General features: G+C 64.5%; 16 protein-coding genes. 7 read left to right on the top strand and 9 right to left on the bottom strand.

The window, feature by feature from the left end; translation table 11 throughout:
* Positions 1 to 27: 27 nt before the first annotated feature.
* Positions 28 to 516: an SRPBCC domain-containing protein gene (locus BKA07_RS06605; RefSeq protein WP_167950196.1), complete on the bottom strand. Its 489-nt coding sequence runs from the start codon at positions 514 to 516 to the stop codon at positions 28 to 30.
* Positions 517 to 532: 16 nt separating this feature from the next.
* Here BKA07_RS06605 and BKA07_RS06600 point away from each other — a divergent pair, with 16 nt between their 5' ends.
* Positions 533 to 892 (top strand): ArsR/SmtB family transcription factor, encoded by a 360-nt coding sequence (locus BKA07_RS06600; RefSeq protein ID WP_167950195.1) that lies wholly within the window; start codon positions 533 to 535, stop codon positions 890 to 892.
* Here the strand turns inward: BKA07_RS06600 and BKA07_RS06595 are convergent.
* Both BKA07_RS06595 and BKA07_RS06590 read right to left on the bottom strand, forming a co-directional pair.
* Positions 884 to 2,134, bottom strand: a complete 1,251-nt coding sequence (locus tag BKA07_RS06595) for an MFS transporter (RefSeq protein ID WP_167950194.1) — start codon at positions 2,132 to 2,134, stop codon at positions 884 to 886. The two genes, BKA07_RS06600 and BKA07_RS06595, sit on opposite strands and share 9 nt — an antisense overlap.
* A 47-nt stretch (positions 2,135 to 2,181) precedes the next feature.
* Positions 2,182 to 3,144 (bottom strand): YihY/virulence factor BrkB family protein, encoded by a 963-nt coding sequence (locus tag BKA07_RS06590; protein ID WP_167950193.1) that lies wholly within the window; start codon positions 3,142 to 3,144, stop codon positions 2,182 to 2,184.
* A gap of 203 nt (positions 3,145 to 3,347) precedes the next feature.
* Between BKA07_RS06590 and BKA07_RS06585 the strand changes: the two genes are divergently transcribed.
* Both BKA07_RS06585 and BKA07_RS06580 read left to right on the top strand, forming a co-directional pair.
* On the top strand, positions 3,348 to 4,682 hold the full coding sequence (locus BKA07_RS06585) for a TrkH family potassium uptake protein (RefSeq protein ID WP_167950192.1): 1,335 nt from the start codon (positions 3,348 to 3,350) through the stop codon (positions 4,680 to 4,682).
* A gap of 34 nt (positions 4,683 to 4,716) precedes the next feature.
* Positions 4,717 to 5,445: a potassium channel family protein gene (locus BKA07_RS06580; RefSeq protein WP_167950191.1), complete on the top strand. Its 729-nt coding sequence runs from the start codon at positions 4,717 to 4,719 to the stop codon at positions 5,443 to 5,445.
* A gap of 72 nt (positions 5,446 to 5,517) precedes the next feature.
* Here the strand turns inward: BKA07_RS06580 and BKA07_RS06575 are convergent, their stop codons facing one another.
* Positions 5,518 to 5,742, bottom strand: coding sequence for a hypothetical protein (locus BKA07_RS06575; RefSeq protein WP_167950190.1), 225 nt, complete (start codon positions 5,740 to 5,742; stop codon positions 5,518 to 5,520).
* A 457-nt stretch (positions 5,743 to 6,199) separates the two neighbouring features.
* On the bottom strand, positions 6,200 to 7,513 hold the full coding sequence (locus tag BKA07_RS06570; RefSeq protein ID WP_167950189.1) for an integrase: 1,314 nt from the start codon (positions 7,511 to 7,513) through the stop codon (positions 6,200 to 6,202).
* 46 nt (positions 7,514 to 7,559) lie between these two features.
* On the opposite strand from BKA07_RS06570, the gene BKA07_RS06565 reads away from it, so the two are divergent.
* The 3 genes from BKA07_RS06565 (at position 7,560) to BKA07_RS06555 (ending at position 10,338) form a co-directional block, all read left to right on the top strand.
* Positions 7,560 to 8,819, top strand: coding sequence for a helix-turn-helix transcriptional regulator (locus tag BKA07_RS06565; protein ID WP_425339319.1), 1,260 nt, complete (start codon positions 7,560 to 7,562; stop codon positions 8,817 to 8,819).
* 344 nt (positions 8,820 to 9,163) lie between these two features.
* Entirely contained in the window at positions 9,164 to 9,835 is a 672-nt protein-coding gene (locus tag BKA07_RS06560; protein ID WP_167950187.1) for a hypothetical protein, read from the top strand.
* The gene (locus BKA07_RS06555) at positions 9,832 to 10,338 is read left to right on the top strand and encodes a hypothetical protein (RefSeq protein ID WP_167950186.1); all 507 of its coding nucleotides are present in this window, start codon (positions 9,832 to 9,834) and stop codon (positions 10,336 to 10,338) included. The genes BKA07_RS06560 and BKA07_RS06555 overlap by 4 nt, the downstream gene beginning before the upstream one ends.
* Positions 10,339 to 10,377: 39 nt before the next feature.
* Here BKA07_RS06555 and BKA07_RS06550 read toward each other — a convergent pair whose 3' ends face one another.
* Positions 10,378 to 10,857: an NUDIX hydrolase gene (locus BKA07_RS06550; RefSeq protein ID WP_167950185.1), complete on the bottom strand. Its 480-nt coding sequence runs from the start codon at positions 10,855 to 10,857 to the stop codon at positions 10,378 to 10,380.
* A gap of 25 nt (positions 10,858 to 10,882) precedes the next feature.
* Entirely contained in the window at positions 10,883 to 11,524 is a 642-nt protein-coding gene (locus BKA07_RS06545; protein ID WP_167950184.1) for a DNA-3-methyladenine glycosylase I, read from the bottom strand.
* A gap of 299 nt (positions 11,525 to 11,823) precedes the next feature.
* On the opposite strand from BKA07_RS06545, the gene BKA07_RS19760 reads away from it, so the two are divergent.
* Positions 11,824 to 12,567 (top strand): aspartate dehydrogenase domain-containing protein, encoded by a 744-nt coding sequence (locus BKA07_RS19760; protein ID WP_342449139.1) that lies wholly within the window; start codon positions 11,824 to 11,826, stop codon positions 12,565 to 12,567.
* A 97-nt stretch (positions 12,568 to 12,664) separates the two neighbouring features.
* Here BKA07_RS19760 and betT read toward each other — a convergent pair whose 3' ends face one another.
* The gene (gene betT / locus BKA07_RS06535) at positions 12,665 to 14,734 is read right to left on the bottom strand and encodes a choline BCCT transporter BetT (RefSeq protein ID WP_167950183.1); all 2,070 of its coding nucleotides are present in this window, start codon (positions 14,732 to 14,734) and stop codon (positions 12,665 to 12,667) included.
* Positions 14,735 to 14,880: 146 nt separating this feature from the next.
* The gene (locus BKA07_RS06530) at positions 14,881 to 16,260 is read right to left on the bottom strand and encodes a short-chain fatty acid transporter (protein ID WP_167950182.1); all 1,380 of its coding nucleotides are present in this window, start codon (positions 16,258 to 16,260) and stop codon (positions 14,881 to 14,883) included.
* Between the last annotated feature and the right edge of the window lie 112 nt (positions 16,261 to 16,372).

Here is a 16,372-nt window from a genome sequence, read left to right as displayed (position 1 = left end):
CTGCTGACTTCGTGTAGAAGCCGCTGACTACTTGTAGAAGCCTTCGCGCAGGTCGATGCCGTATTCGACCCATGCCTTCAGCGCGGCAAGCATTCCGGTCCAGCCCATACAGTTGCCGAAGGCGTCTTCAGCTCCCCCGACGGTCGTCCTCCAGGACTGCTCGGTGACCGTCACGAGGGTCCGAGTCCCATCGTCGACGGGCGAGAACTCGAATGTCGTCCTCGTGCTGGCGGCCGTGGCATGCTCCGTCGCCTCGCCCTCGATGACGATCTTCTCATCCTGGATCGACTCGATGACCTCCACCGGGAACCGGCCGGGGAAATCCGCGAACTCCCAAGTCACCTCGGCACCGGCCGCGAGCCTCCCGCGCGCTCCCCCTGTGGTGAAGTACTTCGAGAGCTGCTCAGGATCGGCCACGGCCTCGAAGGTCTCATGCGGCGTCTTCGAGATGTACCCCGTGACGGTGAAGGACAGCTCGTCCAACTGTTCGTCTTTGGTGTTCTGCTCATCGTTCATGTGATATTTTTACCACATGTCGCCTGCAGATGGAACAGCCTCACCTGTTGCCGAAGAAGTACGCGACGATGCTGTGTTCAAGGCGCTGGCGAATTCCACTCGGCGCCGAATCCTTGACCTGCTGCGGGATGAGCCGTGCACAACCGGTGAAGTCTGCGCCGCCTTTGCCGACCTCGATCGCACGACCGTCCTCCAGCACATCCGTGTCCTGGAGAGAGCCGAACTGGTCGGCGGGCGACGCATCGGCAGGACCCGTCAGCTGGCGTTGGCTCCATTGCCCATCAAACGTATCCATGACCGCTGGATCGGCGACTACACGCGAGCCGCTGTGGGGCTCCTGGCCGACCTGGACGGCCGGGCCGAAGACTCAGGCTGAGCGGCGCAGGGCCTGCGGTATCAAGGAGAGGATTCCGGTGAAGAGCAGCAGGAGGGCGCAGACGAGGAACGTCACGGAGTCGCCGAGGTAGGTGAAGCCGAGTCCGCCGAGAACACCGGCGATGGCCAAGCCGATATCGAAATTCATGTTCCAGGCGACGCTGGCCTTCGCCGGCGTGCTGACATTCGAGAAGGCCATCACCAAGCTCGCCGACTGAAGAGTGCCCAGGCCCAGACCGATGATCATCATCGCGAGGAAGAGCAGTCCGCCGAAGACGAAGACGGTGACGACCAGTCCGATGACGGCCAGGCCGAGGCCCAGCAGATTGAGAGCGAATGGAGAGAATTTGTCGGCGATGGCACCGGCGGCGAACCGGCCGATCACCGCCGACACCTGCATCGCACCGATGAACAATGCGGCTCCGGCGACGTCGTCACGCGGTCCGAAGCCGACGATGAGGCCGAAGACGACCATGCCGACGAGGAAGGGAGAGAGCATGACGACCAGGCTGATGGCCTCGCCGATGCTGCGGCCCCTCCTATGATGTGCCGAGTGCGCGTCGGTGCCGCCGGCGCTGCCCGTGCCGTCTGGGCCGTCTGGGCTGCCCGTGCCGCTGCGGACGGTGACGTCGGAGTCGCCGCCGGTTTCGGCAGCGTCCTTGGGCACTCGGCCGGGCAGGTACTTGATCACGGTCGGCACCGCGAGCAGCAGCGAGACGCACACGATCGTTCTGAACGTCCACACGGGAACCGTGCCGACCAGCCACAGCCCGAAGGGGGCACCGATCGCGGCCGCCAACGAGGTGATCCCGCCGAAGATCCCCAGCGCCTTGCCGATGCGCCCCGGGGATGTCGTGGCCGGCACTGCGGCATTGGCCAGGACCACGAAAAGGCCGAAGCCGACACCCCCGCACAATCCGGCCAGCACGAGGCCGAGCAGCGGCGCGGGCACGGCCAGACCGAGGATCTGCCCCAGCAGCTGCAGACCGAGGGCGAAGAACAGGGCCCCCTTGAGCCCCAGCACTCGGCCCGCCCAGGGAGCGACGGGCTGGACGACTATGACGCCGATCATCATCGTCGTCAGGACGGAACCGCCGGTGACGGTCGAGAGCCCGTTGATGGAAGCGATCGAGACCATCGTCGAATAGCTGAAGAAGAACGCGGAGAATCCGAACATCGCCGTCCACACCAGGCCCAACAGTGCTGGGGTGAAGGTCGACGCATCGGACCGGTCTGAGCTCATGATGTGACCATACGACACCGAACGCTCCGGGCCGAAGTCCGATTCCCTCACGCCGAGGCTGCCGATCGCTCGATCTCAGCGTCGAGTTCGGCACCGAAGATGAGCGCCAGATTCACCATCCACAGCCACGCGAACCCGACGATCACGCCGCCGATGGCGCCGTAGGCTGCGTTGTAGTTGTCGAAGTTGTTGATGTAGAGCGCGAACCCCAGGGACACGATGATCAGCAGGAGGAGGGCGATCAGCGCACCGACGCTCGACCAGCGGAACTTCGACTTCGTCACATTCGGCGTCGCATAGTAGAGGATCGCGATCATCAGCATCACGAAGAAGATCACCACCGGCCATTTCGCCAGATCCCAGATCAGCAGGGCCGTCGGCCCCAACCCGACGAGCCTGCCCAGCGACTGGGCGATCGGGCCCGAGACGACGAGCAGCAGCCCCAGAGCCGCCATGAGCAGCAGCAGTCCCAACGTGATGAGCAGCATCATCGGTTTGAGCTTCCACAGGGGACGCTCCTCCTCCACCGCATAGGCCGTATTCACCGCGCGGCTGAAGGCACCGACGTATTTCGAGGAGGACCAGATCGCGACGATGACGCTGACGATGAGCGTAAGACCGGCCGCCGGCGTCGACACCAGTGCACTCACGATCGGACGGATGGCCTCGGCGGCCTCTGCCGACAGATCCGAGGTCAGGCCCAGGACCGCCTCGGTGGTGGACTTCGCCTCTCCGATCACGCCGAGCATCGACACGAGCGCGAGGGTCGCCGGTGCCATGGACATCAGTGCGTAGAACGCCAGTGCCGCTGCGAGGTCGAGCCCCTGGTCCCTGACCACGTGTCGGACCGTGTTGACGAGCACGCGCCCGGGGCCCGCCGTCGCGGTCCTTGCACGCTCCCGTCTGCGGGTGGGGGCCGGCTCGTCCGAGGCCGGGGGCTGGGCGGGGCCTGCCTGTGAGTGGGCCGGATCTGCTGGCGGCTCGGCACGAGTGGGGATGTTCTCTGCCATGACTGTCTCCTGGCCGCTTCCACGACCTGCTGGAATTCTGCACTACATCGTCATCGTAGCTCACAGGGTTCTTTCAGCCCCGCCGCGACGCCGCATGAATCTCCCATCTTCGCGCCGTCGCGAAGGGACAGGCTGGTTGTACTGTGGGGCCATGGTGACATCGCCGGAAGCCACGTCGACGAGTCGGCTCTAGGTCGTCGGGAATGCACAATCCTCATCGCAGCGCCATCGACCGTGTGGTCGTGACGTACCTTGCGGCACTGGTCATCGGCACAGGGCTGCTGATGACGCCCGCCGCCACCACCGCCCCGGGTGGGATCTCACTGCTGTCCTCTCTCTTCACCTCCACCTCGGCGATCAGTGTGACCGGGCTGGAGGTGCTCTCGACCGGCAGCGACTTCACGTTCTTCGGTCAAGCCGTCATCCTCGGACTCATCCAAGCCGGCGGACTCGGCGTCCTCCTGCTCACGACCCTGCTGGCCATGCTTGTGGCCGGCAAGGTCGGGCTGCGTCTGAGGGAATCGGTCGCCGCCGAGGCCAAGAGCTCCCACATCGGGGGCATCAGACCCATGGTGCTGCGGATCATCGGTCTCACGGTGATCACGGAACTTGCGATCGCCTCGGCGCTGTTCCTGCGCTTCTGGCTCCACTACGACGAATCGACCGGTCGAGCGCTCTGGGACGCGGTGTTCCACGCCGTGTCCGCATTCAACAATGCGGGCTTCGGGTTGGAATCCGACAGTCTCACCGCCTACGCCACCGATCCGTTCATATGCTCTCCCATCGCCGCGGCGATCATTCTGGGCGGTTTGGGATACCCAGTGCTCATCGAACTCTTCCGCCACTACAGAAGGCCGCTGTCCTGGTCGATGACGACCAGGGCGGTCATCGTCGTCACGCCGGTTCTGCTGCTCGGGGGCACAGCGTTCATCGCCGCCATCGAGTGGAACAACCCCGGCACGCTCGGCCACCTGGACTGGTGGGGCAAGCTGCAGACCGCGGCGTTCCAATCGACGACGACGCGCACGGCGGGGTTCAGCTCCGTCGACATCTCGCAGCTGCACTCGGCGACCTGGTTCGGCATGGACATCCTCATGTTCGTCGGCGGCGGACCCGCGGGCACCGCCGGCGGAGTGAAGATCACCACGGTGATGGTGCTGTTGGCGGTGGCCTGGGCCGAAGTCACAGGCGGGACGAGGGCGAATCTCTTCGGAGCCCGCGTGGCGGAGGCGGCACACCGGCAGGCGACGACGGTGATCATCCTCGCGCTCAGTCTGCTCGTCCTGTCGACCACCGTGATCATGCTCGACACTCCGGAGCATGGCTTGGGCCGGATTCTGTTCGAAGTCGTCTCCGCCTTCGCGAACGTGGGGCTGACGACCGGCATCACCTCGGGACTGCCCGGGCTGAGCCAGGCGGTGCTCATCGTGGCGATGATCCTCGGTCGGCTCGGCCCCGTGACCGTCGCCTCCGCGCTGGCGCTGCGGGCGAGGACCCTCCGCTTCGAACTGCCCGTCGAACGACCGCTCATCGGCTGAGCCGCATTGACCACAGATTGGGAAAGGACCTGATATGAATACGAAATCCTGGCGGACGAGGCCCGCGGCATTCTTCCTCGGCGATCCCGCCCCGCTGGCTCGGCACGGCGCGGTCGCCGTCATCGGCCTCGGGCGCTTCGGCGGATCCCTGGCCGCCGAGCTCGCCGCGTACGGTGTCGACGTCATCGGCATCGATATCGACGAGGCAGTCGTGGCCGGATACTCGGAGACGCTGGCGTTCGTGTCCCGGGCCGATGCCACCGACGAGGCGGTTCTGCGTCAATTGGGCATCGACGAAGTCAGCCGGGTGGTCATCGCCATCGGCAGCGACCTCGAGGCCAGCATCCTCACCGCCTCGAAGATCCTCAAGATCGGAAACAGACACATCTGGGCCAAGGCGATCAGCCAGACGCATGCGGACATCCTCGATCAGCTCGGCATCGAGAACGTGATCCGGCCGGAGAACGACATGGGTCGTCGCCTGGCCCATCTGATCCGCGGACACATGTCGGACTTCCTGCCGATCAGCGAGGACTTCGTTCTGGCTCGCACGACTGTGCCGACGCGGTTCTCGGACTCACCCCTGGGGTCCTTCGACCTGCGCAGACATCACGGGGTGACGGTCGTGGCGTTCCGTCGCGGCGACGACGAGCACTGGGACATCGCCGATCAGGATGTGACTCTGTACGGCGAGGACGAGATGCTCATCGCCGGGACTCCGCGCAATGTCGAGGACTTCAGCGCCATCGACAAGGACGACTGAGCCAGCCGCGCCGCTCTCAGCGCCCGGCCTCATCAGCTCAGCGGACTCAGCCTCTATCAACGCGCGGCGTCATCAGCGCACTCGGCCCCAGTCGGCCAAGTGCCACAGGCGGGAGAGCGCCCGGTAGGCCAGATACAGCACCAGCAGGGGCCAGACCGGAACGAAGAACCCCATGCGAGCCGCATCCCTGCGATCGCGCCACGATCGTCCGTAGTCGGCCTTCGACAGGAGCAGAATGATGATGAATGCGGCCACACCCGCATAGGCGATCATTGCGATGGCGACAGCTTGGATCATGAGCCGTCTCGCAGACTGCGCCGCTGCAGACTTCCCCGTGTCCTCACCTGTCGCTCTCCCCCATCAGTGCACACACTTCCATAGCCATCTCCCCAGATGCTCTTCCGACAATCTTGTTCTGTCGGTGCTCGAGGATGACCGGGCTGCACACCGGCATCCTCCGCGAAGGTGGTCGTCCTCAACCCGGTGAGTCCCTGCCCGAACGCCGCATTCCCGTCATTCGGTCGTGCCTCGGACTCGGGTCGTCACGTATCGTTGTGCCTTGCTTTCACAGGGTTCGTCAGATCACAATCGATCTTCACTGTACCCGGAAGCAACGCAATTGTAATCCCCCGATAACGGTCTGTCGCCAATCCGTCATCAGGGGTGGTTTTGCAGCAGGTCTACCTGCTATAATTGAAACTTTTACCATGACCTGGACCGCACGGCTCAGGCCGATTCACATGAGTCGGACCGGTCAGCCCAGCGGAGGAGCGAGCTCCTTGAGCCGCTGCTGCCAGCGACCGATATCGCCCGTCAGTCGCGCAGGATCGAGACTGTCGCGGTAGGTGATCAGCTCGGCCTCCTGCACCGGCGACATCACCCCTGCCTGACTCAAACGGTCCAGCGGCGTGGCCGGCTCGTCGTAGATCCGCTTGCGATGACCGCTCGAGTCTCGGACCCAGGCGAGGGGCTTGCGGGTCGGGGTGAAGAAGTTCAGCCGATCGTTGACCGCCCGCCACAGTTGATTGAGCACCTCCAGTGCCTCTGCCGTGGCATAGCGATTGACGAATCCGTACTCATGCACCAGATGCTGATGCTTCGATGCTTCCGGCAGCCGGTCGCGCTGATGGTCCTTGACGATGCGGCTGTAGTGGATGTCGAGTTCCCGTGCCCAGGCCCCGACCACTTCGTGGACCCCTTCGCAGGCGTTGCTCAGCTCGACGGCGTTGACCCAGAAGGGGATGCCGGTGATTTCGTCGAGTGACCACTCCAGCATGTCGGCGACACGGTGGGCGGCATTGTCGGCGATGCTTCTGGTGAAGACCCATCCGGTGTGTATGCACGTCGCGTTGAGAGTGAAGACATAATCACCGTCCAGGCTCGATCCCGGGTGGGCGACGGTGTCGACCATGAAGAAGCCGGGCTCGGTCTCATTCTCGCCGCCGGCGAAATCGAGGAACTCCGCGCTGGGTGCGTGCGAACGTCGCGTCGAGACGTTGCGGGTCGCGAAGTCGCAGGACCGGGCGCTGCGCAGGTACCGGTCGATCGAGGCCGGACTGACGGACAGCAGCTCCTCGCGCACGCGCGGACCGTAACCGTCCCGACCGGCCGTCAAGGTGCCGTGACGCTCCACGGCGTCGAGCAGCAGCAGCATGGCGGCGGCCAGGTACTTTCCGCTCTGTCGACCTGACCAGTCCCAGACCCGTTCCAATATCGCCCTGGCCGCCTCGGAGTATTTGCAGTCCCTCTGCTGCGGCTGCGGACGGGAGGTTCGGGAGTCCGTCGAAGTCCGTATCGACGCAGACTCCGACGCCTGGTCCGAGACCTGCCGTGAGTCCTGCTCCGGTGCCCGTTCCGAGACCTGCGCCGATGCCCGTTCCGAGACCTGGGCCTGCGCCGATGCCTGCGTCGATGCCCGTTCCGGGGCCGAGTCTCGAGCCAACCGGGCCAACAGACGCCGGACGTGGTCACGCGACCAACCGGTCATCACGACGATCTCGTCGAGGATCCACCCCTTGTCCTTCTTTCGGGCAGACATGTAGAGATCGAGATAATCGCTGAGGATCATCCCGCGTTGTCTCCTCGCATCAGCCTGAGGAGCAAATTGCGTAGGCATGAACTTCGCCGTTCCTCCATTTTCGTCACCGCCGGACTGGCTGTCGCAGCTCATTACGAATTCAGAACTCCGATGCTATTGTTTGATTAGGCAGGAGGTCTTCCTAAAACAAGGGAGACAACAGAAAATGTCACAGACAGCAGCGCGGCTACTCGGATTACTGTCACTACTGATGGTTGCCCGCACATGGTCAGGCACGGAACTGGCCGAGCGCCTCAACGTCAGCTCACGCACGGTCCGCAACGATATCGGCACATTGCGCGACCTCGGCTACCCTATCGAGGGCACCCGCGGCGGCGAGGGCGGTTATCGCTTGGGAGCCGGCGGCTCGGCCGTGCCGCCGCTGCTGTTCAACCCCGATGAGGCGGTCGCCGTCGCGGTGGGGCTGCATTCGGGGCTCAGCTGCATCATCGGCGGAATGGAAGAGACCTCGGCACTGGCGCTGGCGAAGCTCGAGCAGATCCTGCCCTCCCACGTGCGCCACCGGGTGAAGAACCTGGCGCATTTCACGGTTCCCATGGCAGGCAACCACCCGATGCCGATCGTCGACCCGAACCTGCTGACGCAGATCATCGAGTACTGCCACGGCCACCAACGCTTCAGATTCACCTACCTCGCCGAGGCGGATGCACCCCCTGATCGCGCTGCCTCGCTCCGGGACGGCGCAGCCACGCCCCCGGGCCATGCGGCCTTGACCCCGGACCGGGAAGCCTCGATCCCGGACGGCGCAGCGTCATCCTTGGGGGATCCAGGTGATCGGGAATTCGAGGTCGAGCCCTATAGGCTGGTCAATCATCAGCATCGGTGGTACCTGCTGACCTTCGATCCGGCCCAGGAGACATGGGCGATCTTCCGGGTCGAGCGCATCGTCCCGAAGCTGCCCGGCGGCCGACGCTTCACACCCCGTGATCTTCCTGCCGAGGACATCGGCGCATACGTCGAACACAACGTCTCATCCAGCCGTTGGCGGCACACGGCCACCGTCACCGTGCCCGCACCGGCGGCAGAGGTGATGTCGATGCTCATGCCCGCCGAGGGCACCGTCGCAGCCCGGGACGAGCAGAGTTCGACCGTGGTCATCGGCGCGGAGAGCGTGCGCACCATGGCGTTGACGCTGGCCAGGCTCGATGTCGAGTTCACCGTCGAGGACTCGCCAGAGCTCATCGCGGAGCTGCGTTCGCTCTCCGCCAGACTGCTGCAAGCCACGACGCCTTCGGATCCTGACCCAACCTCCTCGGGGTCCGCCATCTCCCTGTAGTGCCTCCCCGCACCCACGTCCAGTCTCCGACGACCTTCACCTCATATGTCCGCGACCGTCATTTCGGCATGCGGCTTTTCACGGGCACGACACGTGAGTCTCGTCCTTTCCTTGTCTCCGGCAATCGTCGAACTGTAGCTTTCTCAGCAATTGCTGGAATAACTACCCGATTATTCTGCAAACACATTGTGGTCGAATTCCGTCACACTTCCCTAACGAGGCAACGAACCATTTCACCGCCTGCGGATGATTTCATTCACAACTCGTTGATATCTCAACATTCCTATTCGACATTCGACTGGAGAATTCCAATGCGCCCGATCCACTGCCGGACCCCTGTGGCCATGTCAGCCTCCGCCTGCGTGCTGGGAACGCTGCTGGCCCCCGCCCCTGCCACGGCCGATGAGGACGCTGCACTGCCGGCGATCGTCGAGGTCACCCCACGGGCCGTAGCGACTACCGACTTCGTCACCGAGAACGACGCAATCGCACTGACAGCCGCGGGATTCCTGCCCGGTGAAGAGGTCCGACTCGACATCGCCTCGACGCCGAGGGGCATCGAGGCCATCCATGACAGCAGACGGGCGCGAGCAGATGGAACGGTGACGTTCCCTATCGGCGGCTCGCGCGGCAGGCCGATCAACGACTACGCCGGCGGGTATCTGGCAGAGATCACATCGGGCCAGAGTATGGACGAGGAGCACCTGAGCGAAACATTCTCGGTTCTGCCCGTCGTTCCCGCAGACGGGGTGGACAGCGCAGCGGGCGCGGGTGGAGCAACGGCACCGATCGGAAGCATCGGCCCGCGTGCGAAGAACGGGATCGAAATTCCCTCGGGCCCGGGATTCTCCGTCATCGGAGTCGGGCTGAGCCTGATCGCCCTCGTCGCAACCTCGGCTGCGACTGCCGTGATGACGCGGAGGTCGCCGAGATCGACGAGATCGACGAGATCGACGAGATCGACGAGATCGACGAGATCGACGAGATCGACGAGATTGACGACCGATGACTCATGACCGACAGAAAGGACAGACAGCTCATGACTCTGCCCGAGCAGATGATCCGCGTCGAGCTGCTCAATTCGCGGATCAGGCGCACCAACGCCATCTACGCCCGCTTCTACGGACCACTCTGCCTGCTGGTGATCTCTCTGACTTTCTTCCCCTACTACGAGTCGGAACCGGGCAGTTCGACCCAGTACGGAAACCTGTGGCAGGAGGTGTTTCGGCTCGGCCCCGGCGTCGATCTGCTGGCGCTGCTGCTCCTCCTTCTGGCTGCGCTGCTGCTGGCGGTGGCCGCTGTGGGGAGACTGTCGACGAGTGGGCTGATCGCGATCCTGGTCGCAGCCACGGTCACCGGCTCCACATTGCTGCAGTCACCGGGATTCGTCGAGCCTCCGCCCTTCACTGACGTCGGTGTCTTCGACATCGTCATCAGCTTCACCACGGCCGCGCTGGCGCTGGGGCATGCGGTGCATCTGATCGTGCTCGAACTCGCCTTCCACCGCCGAGGTGTCTGAACCTCACCGCGCGTCCGTACCGTACCGTGCGTCCGTACCTCACCGCGCGTCCGAACCGTACAGCGCGTCCGTACCGTACCGCGCCAAGAGACCCCGTTGCCGCAGAGCCGGGACGATCTGCAGCCGGGTCAACGGCGCGAACTGACGCTCGAGGGTGTCCACGGGCATCGGAGTGCAGGGGAACCAGGCGGCCTCGGCGATCTCGGCCTGGTGATTGATCCGGTCGACGTCGAGGTCAGCCGGCAGACCCGCATAGCAGAACACGTCCCCGGTCACCCGATGATCGGCCTCATTGGCCGCTTCGGCGGCGAAGGTGCCCAGCGATGAGAGCCTCGCGGACTCAAGTGTGAGGCCGAGCTCTTCGCTGATCTCCCTGATGATCGTCGCCTCGGCGGTCTCACCGGCTTCGGGTTTGCCGCCGGGGAGCATGAACGACGTCGTGCCTTCCTTGCGGACCATGAGCAGAAGGGGGTCGGCAGGGTGCAGCAGAACGAGCGCGCTGACTCGGATATCGTTCATTCCAGCCTTTCATCGGACTGTCGGTTCAGGCGTCCCAGACTCCGGAAGCACCTCGGCGGTGGGAACCCAGAACGTGCGTGTCAACCATACCGACGGCCTCCATGAGCGCGTACATGGTGGTCGGGCCCACGAACCGGAAGCCCTTCTTCTTCAGCGCCTTCGACAGCGCCCGCGATTCGGGGGCGGTGGTGGGCACCTCGCTCGGCGTGCTTGGACGCGGGGTCGTCTCCGGTCGGAAACTCCAGATGAAATCGGAGAGCCCGCCCTCATCGCGCATCGCGAGTGTGGCCCGGGCGTTGCCGATGCAGGCTTCGATCTTGCCCCTGTGCCGGATGATTCCGGGATCGTCGAGCAGGGACGCGATCTCGGGCTCACCGAACCCGGCGACCGCCTCAGCGTCGAAGTGCCGGAAGACCTCACGGAAGCGCTCGCGCTTCTTCAGGACCGTCAGCCAGGACAGTCCTGCCTGGAATCCCTCGAGGCTCAGCCGTTCGAACATTCCGGACTCGTCCCGGACGGGCATCCCCCATTCCGTGTCGTAGTAGTGCAGCAACAGCGGATCACCATAGGCCCACGGCGTCCGCGCGATCCCGTCCTCCCCCACGACCGCACCGTGGTCGATCGCACCATCACCGTCCGTGTCATCGGTCGCCGACACCTCCGTCATCTGACCAGCCCCCTCATCGCTTCCATTTCAGCCGTTCCCAGATCCTCTCGGTTCTTCTGCCGTCTCCACAGTTACGGTACCCCGCGCCGCTGACACGGCATGGCAGACACGACCTGGGAACATCCTCCGTGGCGATGTGTACGCTGATCTCATGAGACCGGAGAGCGAAGTGCAATCGGTGCTGATGATCGGGTTCGGGGCGATCGGGCGGCACGTCGCCCGCCTGCTCGACCCCGAGATCTCGAACGGTCGACTGAGACTCACGGCGCTGGTGCGAGACCTCGACACGCACGCCGAGCATCGGGACCTGGGAGCCGAACTCGTCCAGGTCGATTCCCCCCCCCCCCTACGATCCGCTCTGGGCCGAGCTCACGGCCGATGTCGTCATCGAGTGTGCAGGCGTTCGGGCCGCCGCAGCCTATGGACCGTCCGTCACGGCGGCCGACGTGCCCCTCGTTCTCACCAGCGTCGGCGCCCTCGCCGATCGGTCGACCAGGCGGGCGCTCCTGGCGGGGCCGGGCGAGCTGCACGTGACGAATGGGGCGATCGGCGGACTCGACGTGCTTGAGGCCGCCGCCCAGACACAGGCCCTCGACACGGTGTCGGTCACGACGTCGAAGGCTCCCGGTGGCCTCATCCAATCGTGGATGGACGCCGAGGAAATCCGCCGGCTCAACGCACTGAGCCCTGCCGACGGACCGCTGACGATCTTCACCGGCACCCCCGCCGAGGCGATTGCGAAGTTCCCGGCCAATGTCAACATCACTGTGGCCTTGGCGTGGGCGACACGTGGACTCGGACTCGACGCAGCCGCGGACGACGAGCTCATGGCCGCGGCCCTGCGCCGCACCCGCGTGGAGATCCGCGCAGACGCTCGTCAGAGGGATTCGCACCACGAGATCGTCGCCGGCGGACCGGCGGGAGACTTCGCCTTCTCCATCTCCTCGACGCCGAGCCCGGAGAACCCCGCCACCAGCGGACTCACCGCCCTGTCCGTCACCCGCACCCTGCGCGCATGCCTGGAGGGGCTCCGACGAGGCTGAGCCCGGCACCTGCCCCTTAAAAAGGCAGACACCGGGCTCCGTGAAGCGGACACCAGGCTCCGTGAGGCAGGCGCCTGGTTCACGACAGCGTCGGACTTCAGCCGTCGTGATTGAGGATGTTCTCCTGCAGCTGCAGGAACTCGACGTGACGACCGTACTTGTCGAGGATGTCATCGATGAGCTGTTCCTTCGAGTAGCCCATGATGTCGTAGCCCTGTCCGGTCCCGCCGTCGAGATAGACCTCCATGCGGTAGTAGTCTTCGGTCCCGCGGGGCACGTGCCCGCCGAAGGAGGGCACGCTGACCTTGTGCGGCCAGACCTGGTACCGGAAGGGATACTGTCCCTGGCCGTCGACCTCGAGCTGGATGAGCTCGCCGTCCTCGACGAACTGTCCCTCCGTGTCGACGCGACCGCAGCGCGCGGTGACACCGCGTTCGCCCATCTCGGCTGCGACTTCCTCCAAGGTCGGAGTGAGGATCTCGCGTTCGAAGTCGCGTGCCTTGTTCCCGCTGGGGAAGGACAGGACTCGGCCCAGCTGGCGCTGCCAGGGCTCGTGCCCGTCGCCTGTACGTGAGCGTCGGGCCAAGGACCCCGGAAGGGACTGATCGACGCTGTCGACGCGATTCGCTTCGACCCGCAGCGCCTTGTAGAGCCCGATCATGACGAGGATGACGACGAAGGCGAAGGGCAGCCCCATGACGACGGTCGCGTTCTGCAACGCGCCGACGCCTCCTACGATGAGCATGGCGATCGTCAGCGCACCGGTGGCCACGGCCCAGAAGATGCGCAGGCCCGGACGGCCATCGTCCTGCGGAGTCGGCAGTCGGGATGAGAGGTTGGCCATCACGAGCGCCGCCGAGTCGGCAGTGGTGACGTAGAACAGCAATGCCGTGAGCGTGGCGAGTGCGGCGATGACGATGAATCCGGGGTAGTTCGAGAGCAGCTCGTAGAACCCGCCTTCGGGGTTGAGCATTGTCTTCTCGCCGAAATCCTTGTCGCCGTCGCGGATGATGTCGAGGGCGGAGTTCCCGTAGATCGAAATCCACATGAAGATGTAGATGAACGGGATCGTCAGGGTGCCGAGAACGAACTGACGGATCGTGCGGCCGCGAGAGATGCGTGCGAGGAACAGTCCGACGAATGAGGCGAAGGCGATCCACCAGGCCCAGAAGAACAGGGTCCAGTCGGTCATCCATGTGCCGGTGTCCTCGAAGGCGAAGGTCTGGCCCGCCATGTCAGGGAACATTCTGATGAAGTCGAAGACGTTGAGGACGAAGGCGTTGAGGAGGAATTGGGTGTTGCCCGCGATGAGGACCCACAGGCTGAGTGCAACGGCGAGGAAGACATTGAGGATAGAGAGGAACTTGATGCCTTTGTCCACGCCTGACACGGCCGACAGCGTCGCTACGACGACGCCGATGACGACGATGCCGATCTGAGAGCCCACACCAATAGGTATGCCGAAGACCTGGTTGAGGCCGGTGTTGACCATGACCACACCGATGCCCAACGAGGTTGCCACGCCGAAGACGGTGCCCAGCAGGGCAGCGAAATCGACCGAGTCGCCCACGACGCCGTGGACGCGCTTGCCGAAGATCGGGGCGAGCGCGGAACGGATCGCCAGAGGCATGTTCATCCGGTAGGCGAAGTACGCCAGTGCGATGCCCATGAGGGCGTAGAGACCCCAACCGCTGAGGCCGTAGTGGAACAGGGTCCACACCGTGGCCTCTCGAGCAGCATCGACGGTCTCGGGCTCGGTGCTCGGCGGTGCCAGGTACTGGGTGACCGGTTCCGAGACCGCGAAGAACATGAGGTCGGTGCTGATGCCGGCGGCGAAGAGCATGGAAGCCCATGCCAACAGGCCGAACTCCGGCTTGGAGTGCTCGGGGCCGAGCTTCGTGTTTCCGTACTTCGAGGCCGCCAGATAGATGACGAAGATGAGAACGATCGCGACGAGGAGGACGTAGAACCAGCCGAACCAATCCGACGTCCAGCCGACGACGGCGCCGAGGACCCCTTCGGCGTTCGCAGGGGCGATGAGCGCCCAGATCGTGATGGCCAAGGTGCCCAGTGCAGCGGCGATGAAGACCGGCTTATTCACGGGTGGGAGCACCTTCTTCACACCCCTCTTCGGCGGCTCCGCGTGTTTGTCCACTGTGGCTGTCATCTGCTCGCTCCTTCGGCGGACGGATCAGCGCCCGCATCGATGTGCTTCTTCCTGCGAACCGGGGTCACCGGTTGCGACCAACCATGGAGGCTACCATACCGTAACCGACGGTAACCTAATCGAATGCGCCGAACGCAGATGCCGCCTCACAGCGAGACGAGGAACAGCGCGGCGGCCATGACCACACCGGAACCGAGGAAGGTCACCGAGGTGTAGCCGAGGATGTCGCGCATCTTGAGACCGGCGATCGCGAGGACCGGCAGAGCCCAGAACGGCTGCAGCATATTCGTCCACTGGTCGCCATAGGACACGGCCATGATCGCGATCGACGGGTCGACGCCCAGTTGGTTGGCGGCGTCGAGCATGATCGGCCCCTGGACGGCGAACTGCCCGCCGCCCGAGGGGACGAAGAAGTTGACGAGTCCGGCCGAGAGGAGAGCGAGGAAGCCGAAGGTCGTCGGACTCGCGATCGACACGAGAGCGTCCGAGAACACGGCGATCAGGCCGGTTCCGGACATGATGCCCAGGATTCCCGCGTAGAGCGGGAACTGGAGCAGGATCTCTCCGACGTTCGCCGCGGCCTCCTTGGTCAGATGGATGAGCTCGAAGGGGTTCTTCACCAACAGGAAGATCAGCGCGAGGAATGACCAGTTGACGATGTCGAGGGTCAGACCCCCGCCCTGGGCGAAGTGGATGACGAGGTAGATCACGAGCGCGAGTCCGACGACCAGCGTCAGGATCCGGGAGGCGTCGATGCGGTCGGCCGGAGTCACGACGTCTTCGTCGACGGCCGCCCGGGATTCGGAGGTCACCGACTCGGGCAGTTCGTAGACGGGCGCGTCCTTCTTCGGAGCGATGAGGAAGAACAGGATGGCGCAGACGACGATGACGGCGAGGATGGCGAGCAGGTTCCAGGTCGAGAAGATGGTCTCACTGACGGGAACGACCTCACCGCCCAGGGACTCGGCAAGAAAGGAGTCGGGAGTCGCGGCCGTCAGCGGCCCCGATCCCGAGTACCCCATGTGCCAGACGACGAATCCGGAATAGCCGGCGGCGACGAGCAGTGGGAAGTGGACCTTGAGCCCGCGCTTGCGGGCCTGCACGGCGATCTCCCGAGCCAGGAGTGCGCCTACGACCAGACCGAGGCCCCAGGTGATGAGGCTGGCGATCGCTGCAACGAGGAAGACGAAGACATAGGCGAAGCCGGGACTGCCGGGAACTCGTGCGAGGCGGGTGAGCAGTTTCTGCACCGGACCGGTGTTGGCGAGGATGTGGCCCAACAGCAGGATGAGGCACATCTGCGTCATGAATGCGAGCAGTCCTGCCAGCCCCTCGCCCCAACCGGTGACGACATCGACCGGGCTCGCGTCGGTGAGGATGAACGCCAGGACGGCGACGATGAGGGTGAGGATGATGGCGAACGTCAGCGCTGACGGAATCCACTGTTCGAGGAATCGATTGATCGGACGCATGAGCCCTTTTGAGGCCGCGGCGTTCATTTGGGTCGACGGCTTCTGTGCCGACATGGGACCTCCTGCTGAGAAATAGCTGTGTATAGCTTCAGCATACTCTCGGGGCGCTGTCCGACTGCGCGGACAGCGCCCCGAGAGTGGACGAACAGCGCCCTGAAAGTGGAAC

Origin of the sequence: Brevibacterium marinum (assembly GCF_011927955.1) — a bacterium.
Lineage (GTDB): Bacteria > Actinomycetota > Actinomycetes > Actinomycetales > Brevibacteriaceae > Brevibacterium > Brevibacterium marinum.
Note: the sequence above shows the minus strand (reverse complement) of the source record. Positions and strands in the feature narration are given on the sequence as shown.